Genomic DNA, 9,938 nt, shown 5'->3' with positions numbered 1-9,938 from the left:
CCAGGAGGCCAGGACCCGCAGGTCGCCCGCCGTGCGCAGCGGGATCGTGCGCTCCGCGTCGGCGAGGTTGACGACCACGCGGGCGTCGCCCCGGTGCAGCACCAGCCAGTCCGCCCAGGCGCCGTCGACGGGCGCCGCCGCCCCGTCGCCCTCGGCCCAGGTCAGGTCCGTGCGGGTGCGGTCGCCCGACGCCAGGTCCGGGACCTCGCGGCGCAGCCGCGCGAGCGTGCGGTACCAGTCGAGCATCCGCTCGCCGCCGGGCAGGGTCGGCTCGTCCCAGTCGAGCCGGCCGGCCTCGAACGTCGCCGGCGCCTGCGGGTCCGGCACCTCGAAGGTGTCCTCGTCGGCGCCGTACATCTCCGCCCAGCCGTGGCCGCCGAACTCCCGGGACCGGCCCTCGCGGACCGCCTGGGCCAGCTCGGGCTCCGGGTGGTCCGTGACGTACATCCACGGGGTCCGGGCGCCCCACTCCTCGCCCATGAACAGCATGGGCGTGAACGGGGACAGCAGCACCAGCGCGGCGGACGCGGCCAGCGCGCCGTCGTCCAGCGTGTCGGACGGCCGGTCGCCCAGCGCGCGGTTGCCGACCTGGTCGTGGTCGGAGCCGAACACGACGAACCGGTGCCCGTCGAGGTCGGCCGGGACCGGGGCGCCCCAGTCCCGCTCGCGGAACGTCGAGTAGCCGCCGTCGTGCACGAACACGTCGCGGTACGCCTTGCGCAGCGTCTCCGGGCTGCCGAAGTCGACGTAGTACCCGTGCCGCTCGCCGGTGAGCAGGGCGTGCAGCGCGTGGTGCACGTCGTCGGCCCACTGCGCGGTCATGCCCCAGCCGCCCTCGGCGGTCGGGGTCACCGACACCGGGTCGTTGAGGTCGACCTCGGCGATCAGCGACAGCGGCCGGCCCACCTCGGCGGCCAGGGCGGCGACCTCGTCGGACAGCTGCGCCAGCACGTGCCGGGGGGAGTCGTCGACCAGCGCGTGCACCGCGTCGAGCCGCAGGGCGTCCACGTGGAAGTCCCGCAGCCAGCGCAGGGCGCTGTCCACGATCCACCGGCGCACCTCGCCCGCGCCGTCGCCGTCCAGGTTGATCGCCGCGCCCCACGGGGTGTGGTGGGCGTCGGTGAAGTAGGGCCCGAACTCGCCCAGGTAGTTGCCGGACGGGCCGAGGTGGTTGTGCACGACGTCGAGGCAGACGGCCAGCCCGGCGGCGTGCGCGGCGTCCACGAACCGCTGCAGGGCGGCCGGACCGCCGTACGGCTCGTGCACGCCGTACAGGCTCACGCCGTCGTAGCCCCAGCCGCGCTCGCCGTTGAACGGCGCGAGCGGCAGCAGCTCGACGACCTCGACGCCGGTCGACACCAGATGGTCGAGCCGCCCGGTCGCCGCGTCCAGCGTGCCCTCGGGGGTGAACGTCCCGACGTGCAGCTCGTAGACGACCGCGCCGCGCACGTCGCGCCCGGCCCAGCCGCCGTCCGACCAGTCGTGCCGGGACGCGTCGAACACCCTGCTGGGCCCGTGCACGCCCGCCGGGGCCCAGGGGCCGCGCGGGTCGGGGCGCGGGTCGCCGCCGTCGAGCACGAACGCGTAGTCCGTGCCGTGCGGCAGGTCCCGGTCGGTGGTCCACCAGCCGTCGCCCCGAGCGGTGAGCGGGACGCGCTCGGCGCCTGCGTCGTCGGCGGCGGGCAGGTGCAGGGCGACGGTGCCGGCCCGGGGGGCCCACACCTCGCCCGGCCGGACGGTGCGGACGGGGTCGGCGGCGCGGGTCTCGGTCACGCGTCGGTCCTCCTCACGAGCAGGGCGACCGGCAGCCGGTCGAGCAGGTCGGACAGCGGCTGCACGCCGCCGTCCACGGGCCGGTCGGCGAGCACGTCGTGCCAGTCGCCCTCCGGCAGGGCGACGGTGTGCTCGCCCCAGCCGCCGAGCCGGTCGACCATCGCGGCCAGCCGGGTGGCGACGACCGCGACCCGGGGCTCGCCGTCGGCGGTGCGGGCGTAGGTGAGCACGTGGCCGGAGGAGTGCGGCAGCGGGGTGATGCCGGCGCCCGGTCCGACGAACGCCTCGGGCAGGTCCCGGCGCAGCCGCAGGGCCCGGGAGGTCACGAGCAGCTTCTCGTCCGCCAGGTCGCGGGTGCCCGCGCCCTCGTCCAGCCGGGCGAGCCGGGCGGCGATCGCCTCGTGGTCCACGGGCCGGCGGTTGTCCGGGTCGACCAGCGCGACCGCGGGCACCTCGGTGCCCTGGTACACGTCGGCGATCCCCGGCAGCGTCAGCTGCACGAGCTTCTGGCCGAGCGTCGCGGCGCGGACGGCGTCGCGGGTCCGGTGCTCCCAGTCCGTCAGCAGCCCGCCGACCCGCTCGTCGGCCAGCGCCTGCGTCGCGACGTCGAGCACCGCGCGCTCGTACGCCTCGTCCGGGCTGGTCCACGACGTCCGGTCCTTGGCCTCGCGCACGGCCTTGGTCAGGTACTCGGTGAGCCGCTCGGCCGCGATCGGGCCCTCGGCGGTCCAGGTCCCGGCCAGGGTCTGCCACAGCAGGTTCTCCGCGCGGCCGTCCAGCAGCGTGCTCCGGTAGGACGCCGTGGCCTCGCGGAGCCGCCCGACCAGCTCCGCCCACTCGACCGGCAGCTCGGACAGCACGCCGAGCCGGGCCCGGACGTCCTCGCTGCGCTTGGTGTCGTGGGTGGACAGGGTGGTCATGCCGAGCGGGGTCTGCTGCTGGGCGCGCACGGCCCAGGCGAGCAGCTCGGTGGGGGACAGGGCGAACCGCTCGGGCTCGCCGCCGACCTCGGTCAGCGACACCAGGTGGGTCCACCGGTAGAACGCGGTGTCCTCCACTCCCTTGGCCATGACGGCGCCGCAGGTCTGCTGGAACCGCACGACGAGCTCGTCGCGCTGCGGCTCGCGGGTGCGCCCCGCGCTCCCGACCTCGCGGCCCAGCAGCAGGTCCACCAGCACGTCCATCGTGGCGGCGCGCTCGGGGGACAGCCGGGCGCGGGCGGTCCGGGCGGCGTGCTCCAGCACCTCGACGTCCGCCGGGTGCGGGGTGCGGCCCGGCACCACGTAGGCGCGGTACCGGTCCATCGCGACGAGCAGCTCGACCAGGCAGTCGTGCAGCGACCGCCAGGTGTGGTCCCGCAGCCGCAGGTCGCCGCGGCAGACCTCCGCGGCGAGCTCGGTCAGCCGGTACACCTCCGCGTACAGCGCGCGGTCCACGATCTCCCGCTTCGCGGTGTCCACGACCTCGGGCAGCGCGTCGGAGGACTCGCCGGTCAGCCGGTGCATGAGCGCGCCGAGCCGGGCGCCGCCGCCGGGGTCGACGAACGCCTGCTGGATCCGCCACAGCGCCTCGTAGCCGGTGGTGCCGGCGGTGTCCCAGTCGGCCGGGAGCTCCTCGTCGCCCTGCAGGATCTTCTCCACCACGACCCACGCGCCGCCGGACCGCTCGCGCAGCCGCTCCAGGTAGCCGCCCGGGTCGGCGAGGCCGTCCGGGTGGTCGATGCGCAGTCCGTCGAGCACGCTGTCGTCGAGCAGGCGCAGCACCAGGGCGTGCGTCGCGTCGAACACGGCCGGGTCCTCGACCCGGATGGCCGCGAGGGTGCCGACGTCGAAGAACCGCCGGTAGTTCAGCTCCTCGTCGGCGACCCGCCAGTACGCCAGCCGGTAGTGCTGCCGCTCCAGCAGCTCGGCCAGCGGCAGCGCCTCGGTGCCCGGGCGGACCGGGAACGTGTGGTCGTAGTAGCGCAGCACGGGCTGCGGCTCGTCGCCCTGGCCCGGGACGACCTCGTGCTCCAGCCGGATCTCGCCCGACGCGAGGACGGCGCCGATCCGGTCGCCCAGCACGGGCATGAGCACGTCGCCCTCGCCGGCGGACCAGTCGACGTCGAACCAGGAGGCGTACGGCGAGTCCGGGCCCTCGGCGAGCACGGACCACAGGGCCTTGTTGTGCCACGCGGGGGTCGGCACGGCCATGTGGTTCGGCACGATGTCGAGCACCAGGCCGAGGCCGGCCGCGTGCGCCCGGTCGGCGAGCCGGCGCAGGGCCGGCTCGCCGCCGAGGACGGGCGACACCTCGTCGTGGTCGACGACGTCGTAGCCGTGCGTGGAGCCCGGCGCCGCGGTCAGGATCGGCGACAGGTACACGTGGGTCACGCCGAGGTCGGCCAGGTACGGCACCAGGTCCGCGGCGTCGTCCAGGGTCAGGTCCGCGCCGAGCTGGAGCCGGTAGGTGGACGTGGGCACCGGACGCCCCGGCGCGGGCAGCCGCCGGGGCGGGGTGCGCGGCTCGGTCGCGCGGTCGACGGTCACTTGCCCCGCTTCCGGTCGGCGTCGGCGTCGCCGGCGGGCGCGGGCGCCGGTGCGCCGGACGGCACGCCGGGGGTGCCGGGCAGCCCGGTCGGCGCCGGCGGCTCGGCACCCGTGGGCAGCGAGGTGACCGCCGGGGCCTGCGTGATCGGGTCGACCTGCTGGATCGGCGGGCGGGACAGCACGACGGTCGACCGGTGCGCGAGCTCGATCGTGGTCGAGTGCGCGATCTCCTGGCCCGGCTCGAGCTGGTGGTCGCTGTCGAGGGCGACGGTCCAGGTCTCGCCGTACTCGGCGTCGGGCAGCGTGAACGACGTCGCCTCGGGCTGCGCGTTGAACAGCACCAGGAACGAGTCGTCGACGATCTCCTCGCCGCGCAGGTCCGGCTCGGCGATCGCGTCGCCGTTGAGGAACACCATCACGGACCGGGCGAACTCCTCCTGCCACTGCGCGTCGGACATGTGCGTGCCCGCCGGGGACAGCCAGGCGATGTCGCGCAGGTCGGACTCGCCGCCCCGCTCCGGGGCGCCCGCGAAGAACCGGCGGCGGCGGAACACCGGGTGGTCCTTGCGCAGGTGCACCACCTTGCGCGCGTACTCCAGCAGCTCCATGTCGTGCTCGTCGAGGTCCCAGTTCTGCCAGGAGAGCTCGTCGTCCTGGCAGTAGACGTTGTTGTTGCCCTGCTGGGTCCGGCCCATCTCGTCGCCGTGCAGGATCATCGGCACGCCCTGGGACAGCAGCAGCGTGGTGAGGAAGTTCCGGCGCTGCCGGCCGCGCAGGTCCAGGATCTCCGGGTCGTCGGTCGGGCCCTCCACGCCGCCGTTCCAGGACCGGTTGTGGCTCTCGCCGTCCCGGTTGTCCTCGCCGTTGGCCTCGTTGTGCTTCTCGTTGTACGCGGTGAGGTCGGCCAGCGTGAAGCCGTCGTGCGCGGTGACGAAGTTCACGCTCGCGATCGGGCGGCGGCCGGTGTGCTCGTACAGGTCCGAGGAGCCCGACAGCCGGCTGGCGAACTCCGCCAGCGTCGACGGCTCCCCGCGCCAGAAGTCGCGCACCGTGTCCCGGTACTGGCCGTTCCACTCCGACCACAGGGGCGGGAACCCGCCGACCTGGTAGCCGCCGTCGCCGAGGTCCCACGGCTCGGCGATGAGCTTGACCTGGGAGATGACCGGGTCCTGCTGCACGATGTCGAAGAAGGCGCTCAGCCGGTCGACCTCGTGGAACTGGCGGGCCAGCGTCGCCGCGAGGTCGAACCGGAACCCGTCGACGTGCATGTCCTGCACCCAGTAGCGCAGCGAGTCCATGATCAGCTGCAGCACGTGCGGGGACCGCATGAGCAGCGAGTTCCCGGTGCCGGTGGTGTCGAAGTAGTGCGCCGGGTCCTCGTCGACGAGCCGGTAGTACGACGCGTTGTCGATGCCGCGGAACGACAGGGTGGGGCCCAGGTGGTTGCCCTCGGCCGTGTGGTTGTAGACCACGTCGAGGATGACCTCGATGTCGGCGGCGTGCAGCGCCTTGACCATCGCCTTGAACTCCTGCACCTGCTGGCCGGTGCTGCCGAAGGCGGCGTAGGCGTTGTGCGGGGCGAAGAACCCGATGGTGTTGTAGCCCCAGTAGTTCGACAGCCCGCGGTCCTGCAGCGACGGGTCGTTGACGAACTGGTGCACCGGCATGAGCTCGACGGCCGTGATGCCGAGGTTGGTCAGGTGCTCGATGACGGCGGGGTGCGCCAGGGCCGAGTACGTGCCGCGCATCTCCTCGGGCACCGCCGGGTGCAGCCGGGTCAGCCCCTTGACGTGCGCCTCGTAGATCACCGAGTCGTGGTACTCGTGCTGCGGCGGACGGTCGTGGCCCCAGTCGAAGTACGGGTTCACGACGACCGAGGTCATCGTGTGGCCGGCCGAGTCGTCGGTGTTCCGCTCGTCCTCGGCGCCGAACGTGTACGAGTACAGCGACGGGTCGTTGTCGATCTGCCCGTCGATCGCCTTGGCGTACGGGTCGAGCAGCAGCTTGGACGGGTCGCAGCGGTGACCCTGGGACGGGTCGTACGGGCCGTGCACCCGGTAGCCGTACCGGGTGCCCGGCTGCAACGACGGGACGTAGCCGTGCCAGACGAACGCGTCGACCTCGGGCAGGTCCACCCGCGTCTCGTTCCCCGCCTCGTCGAACAGGCAGAGCTCCACCCGCTCGGCGACCCCGGAGAACAGCGCGAAGTTGGTGCCGCTGCCGTCGTAGGTCGCGCCGAGCGGGTAGGGGCGTCCGGGCCAGATCCTCATGCGCGTCAGTCCTCCGGGGGCGTTCGGGGTCGGCGGCTGGTCGCCGCTCCTGGGCACAGCGTGCCAGGGGACCCCCCAGGTGCGCAGGACGAACGCCGGCGCACCGGGTGCCGGCGGGCGCTCCCGGGGCGCTCGGGGCGGCGCTCCGGGGCCGTCGCTGGCCCGAACGGGCGGCGGCACCGGGGAGTTCACCCGGGGCAGACGCCCTGTTCACCCCGTTGGACTATCGCAAAGCGGGCAAAACGGACGCATGCTCGGACCCATGGCGGAACAGGACGACGCGCGGGTGGTGATCACCAACGCGGACATCGCGGCGGCGAAGCGCGACTGGCAGCTCGCGCGCAGCCGCGGTGACCTGCCCGCCCGCGTCGACGCCGCCTACGACCTGTACCGGCGGCTGGTCTCCGCGCAGGCGCAGCAGATCGCCGACACCTTCCGGGCCACGGGGGCGCTCCGCGCGGACCAGGGCTGACCGCGGCCGCGGGGTCCGGCGCGAGCGCGCTGCGAGGGCGCTGCGAGGCACGGGGTGCCTGCTGGTGGGGACCCGCCGGCGAGCCCGCCGGCGGCCCGACCCGCGAGGGGGACCGCATGTCCACGACCACGCCCGCCACGACGCCGGCCGCAGCCGCCGACGCCCCGCGCCGACCCGGCGACCTGCTCGAGCCCGCCGGCCCGAGCACCGCCGAGGTGGCGGACCGGGTGTTCGCCGCGAGCCTCGGCGCCCAGGAGCTCGCCGCCGTGCACGCCGGCGACCGGCTCGGCTGGTACCGCGCGCTCGCGCAGCACGGGCCGTGCACCCCCGACGAGCTCGCCGCGCTCACGGCCAGCCACCCGCGCTACGCCCGCGAGTGGCTCGAGCACCAGGCGGCCGCCGGGTACGTCGTCGTGGCCGGGGACGCGTTCGCGCTCACGCCCGGGGCCGCCGAGGTGCTCGCCGACCCCGGGTCGACGGCCTACCTGGCGCCGCTCGGCCGGATGCACGCCGCGAGCGTCCGGGTGTCGGACGACCTGCACGCGGCCTACCGCACGGGCGGCGGGGTCTCCTGGGAGCGGCTCGGCGCCGACGCCCGCGAGGCCCAGGCCGCGCTCAACCGCCCGTTCTTCCTGCACGGGCTCGCCGGGGTGGTCGCGGCGTCGCTGCCGGACCTGCACCGGCGGCTGCGCGCGGGGGCGCGGGTCGTGGACGTGGGCTGCGGGGAGGGCTGGTCCTCGATCGGGCTCGCGCTGGCGTACGAGGACGCGGAGGTCACCGGGGTGGACCTCGACCCGGCGTCGGTCGCGGCGGCCCGTCGGCACGCGGCTGCCCGGGGAGTCGAGGACCGGGTGCGGTTCGTCGCGGCGGACGCGGCGGCGCTGGCAGGGCAGGGCGCCGCGGACGGGTACGACGTGGGGCTCGCCCTCGAGTGCGTGCACGACCTCGCCGACCCGGTCGCCGTGCTGGCGGCGGTGCGGACCCTGGTCGCGGACGACGGCTGGGTGCTGGTCGCCGACGAGCGGGTCGCCGAGGAGTTCACCGCGCCGGCCGGCCCGCTGGACCGGTGGTACTACGGGTTCTCCCTCGGGGTCTGCCTGCCGGACGGGCTGTCGCACCCCGGCGGGGTCGGCACCGGGACGGTGATGCGACCGGCCACGCTCGCCGGGTACGCGCGGGACGCCGGGTTCGCCGCGACCGAGGTGCTCCCGGTCGAGCACGACCTGTTCCGGTTCTACCGGCTCCGGGGCTGACGCGGGGCCGCGGCCGCGGGGGACCGCCGCGGGGCCGCGGCGGCGGGCGCGGGCGGGGCGGCGGCGGTCGCCTGGGCCGCGCCGGCGTGCGTGGCCGCGGTGTCGCGCGGGGCCGCCGCCAGCCGGTCGACCGCGGCGCCGAGGTCGTCGTCGGCGCCCAGGTCGACGAGCTCCGCCAGCCGCCGGGCGCCCAGGGCGGCCGTGAGCCCGGCCCGGGCCCCGGCCAGCGCGTCGGCCTCGACGCCGTAGGTCACGGGCAGGTCGGGCGCGGTCACCGCGCCCAGCAGCACGGCCGCGTCCTCGGGCCGGTCGAGCCGCAGGAGCAGCGGCACGGCATTGCGCAGAGCCGTGAGCAGGTGGCTGCGGTCGCCGGTCGGGGCCCAGTCCCGCGCCAGCGCCAGCAGCTCGTCGAGCGCACCGGCCGGGTCGGGGCGCCGCGCGACGGCGGCGACCGTGGCCGCCCGCGCGACCCCGGACAGGTAGCGGTCGCCGACCGCCTCGGCGAGGTCCCGGGCGTCCGCGAGCGCCGCGACGGCCGCCGCGGGGTCGGTGCGGGCGAGCACCTCACCGGTGGTGAACGCCAGCCAGGCGCGGTCGGACGGCGCGGCGAGCACGGGGTGCACGGCCCGGCGGAGCGCGACGAGCGCGGCCTCGGCGGCCAGCGGACGGTCCCGGTACGCGGCGACCAGTGCCGGGTAGGTCAGGCCGATGACCCGGTAGTGCGGGTCGGCCGCGTGCTGCGCCTCGGCGGCGATCCGGCCGCCGAGCGCGACGGCGTCGTCGGTCCGGCCCTCGAACAGGGCCAGGTCGGCCAGGACCTCGAGCGCGTGCAGCCGGTCGGCGGCGTCCGTCGCCCCGGCCAGCGCGTGCTCCGCGCGGCGGCCGGCCCCGCCGCGGTGGCCCTGCACCAGCGCCCGCGCCGCGAGCGCCGCGAGCACCGCGGGCGCGTCCTCGCGCCCCGGCACCGGCCACGCCAGCACGTCCGTGCGCAGCGCGTCGACGGCGTGCCGGTGCAGGGCCCGGGTGAGCCGCACCGCGAGGTCCGGGTCGTGGGTCGAGGCCCACCCGTGCGCCACGCGCAGGTCGGGCAGCAGCGCGGCGAGGCGGGCGCGCGCCTCGGGCTCCCCGGGGCCGCGGAGCGCGCGGTCCGCGTCCCGCGCCACGTCCAGCAGCACGGCCGCGTGCCGGGCGCGCACCGCGTCCGGGGGCGGGCCGACGACGGCGCGCACCGTCTGCAGCATCCGGTACCGGGTGCGGCCCCGGGCGTCGTCGCGGACCAGCAGCGACGCGGCCGCCAGCTGCTCGGCGGTGCGCGCGGGGACGTCGAGGACCCGCGCGGCGAGGTCGGGCGGGCACGCGGTGGCGAACACCGGCCAGCCGTCGAGCGCCGTGCGCGCGTCCCGGGGCAGCAGCTCGCGCGACCAGCCGACCAGGGCGGCGAGCGACCGGTGCCGCGCGGGCGCGTCGCGGCGCGGCTGCACGAGCGAGTCGAGGCGGGCGTCCAGCAGGTCGGCGAGGTCCGCGACGCTGAGCGTGGCGGTGCGGGCGGCGGCCATCTCCACGGCGAGCGGCAGGCCGTCCAGGCGGGCGACGATGCGGGTGACGGGGTCCGGGCCGCCGCGGCCAGCGGCGTCGGTCGCCC

The 9,938-nt window shown here is 76.3% G+C and carries 5 protein-coding genes and 1 pseudogene; 2 read left to right on the top strand and 4 right to left on the bottom strand.

The window, feature by feature from the left end:
• From treZ to glgX, 3 genes are all read right to left on the bottom strand, one after another.
• Positions 1-1,773: malto-oligosyltrehalose trehalohydrolase (gene treZ, locus G6556_RS13820; protein ID WP_346774901.1), on the bottom strand; the 1,773-nt coding region annotated here is incomplete at its 3' end.
• On the bottom strand, positions 1,770-4,301 hold the full coding sequence (gene treY / locus G6556_RS13815; protein ID WP_166942440.1) for a malto-oligosyltrehalose synthase: 2,532 nt from the start codon (positions 4,299-4,301) through the stop codon (positions 1,770-1,772). The genes treZ and treY, both read right to left, overlap by 4 nt.
• Positions 4,298-6,571, bottom strand: coding sequence for a glycogen debranching protein GlgX (gene glgX / locus G6556_RS13810; protein WP_166942437.1), 2,274 nt, complete (start codon positions 6,569-6,571; stop codon positions 4,298-4,300). The genes treY and glgX overlap by 4 nt, the downstream gene beginning before the upstream one ends.
• Before the next feature lie 262 nt (positions 6,572-6,833).
• Between glgX and G6556_RS13805 the strand changes: the two genes are divergently transcribed.
• Positions 6,834-7,043, top strand: a complete 210-nt coding sequence (locus G6556_RS13805) for a hypothetical protein (protein WP_166942434.1) — start codon at positions 6,834-6,836, stop codon at positions 7,041-7,043.
• Between the two features lie 116 nt (positions 7,044-7,159).
• Positions 7,160-8,296, top strand: coding sequence for a methyltransferase domain-containing protein (locus tag G6556_RS13800; RefSeq protein ID WP_166942431.1), 1,137 nt, complete (start codon positions 7,160-7,162; stop codon positions 8,294-8,296).
• Here the strand turns inward: G6556_RS13800 and G6556_RS19190 are convergent.
• Positions 8,278-9,938 (bottom strand): annotated as a pseudogene (locus G6556_RS19190) (hypothetical protein); the annotation flags it as partial. The gene G6556_RS13800 and the pseudogene G6556_RS19190 overlap by 19 nt on opposite strands.

Origin of the sequence: Cellulomonas sp. IC4_254 (assembly GCF_011603975.1) — a bacterium.
In the GTDB taxonomy this organism is placed as follows: Bacteria; Actinomycetota; Actinomycetes; order Actinomycetales; family Cellulomonadaceae; genus Cellulomonas.
The sequence above is the reverse complement of the archived record's forward strand: the minus strand, read 5'-3'. Positions and strand labels throughout refer to the sequence as shown.

Coding starts and splice junctions, on each gene's coding strand:
- glgX (WP_166942437.1), bottom strand. CDS start 6,571: ATGAGGATCTGGCCCGGACGCCCCTACCCGCTCGGCGCGACCTACGAC.
- G6556_RS13805 (WP_166942434.1), top strand. CDS start 6,834: ATGGCGGAACAGGACGACGCGCGGGTGGTGATCACCAACGCGGACATC.
- G6556_RS13800 (WP_166942431.1), top strand. CDS start 7,160: ATGTCCACGACCACGCCCGCCACGACGCCGGCCGCAGCCGCCGACGCC.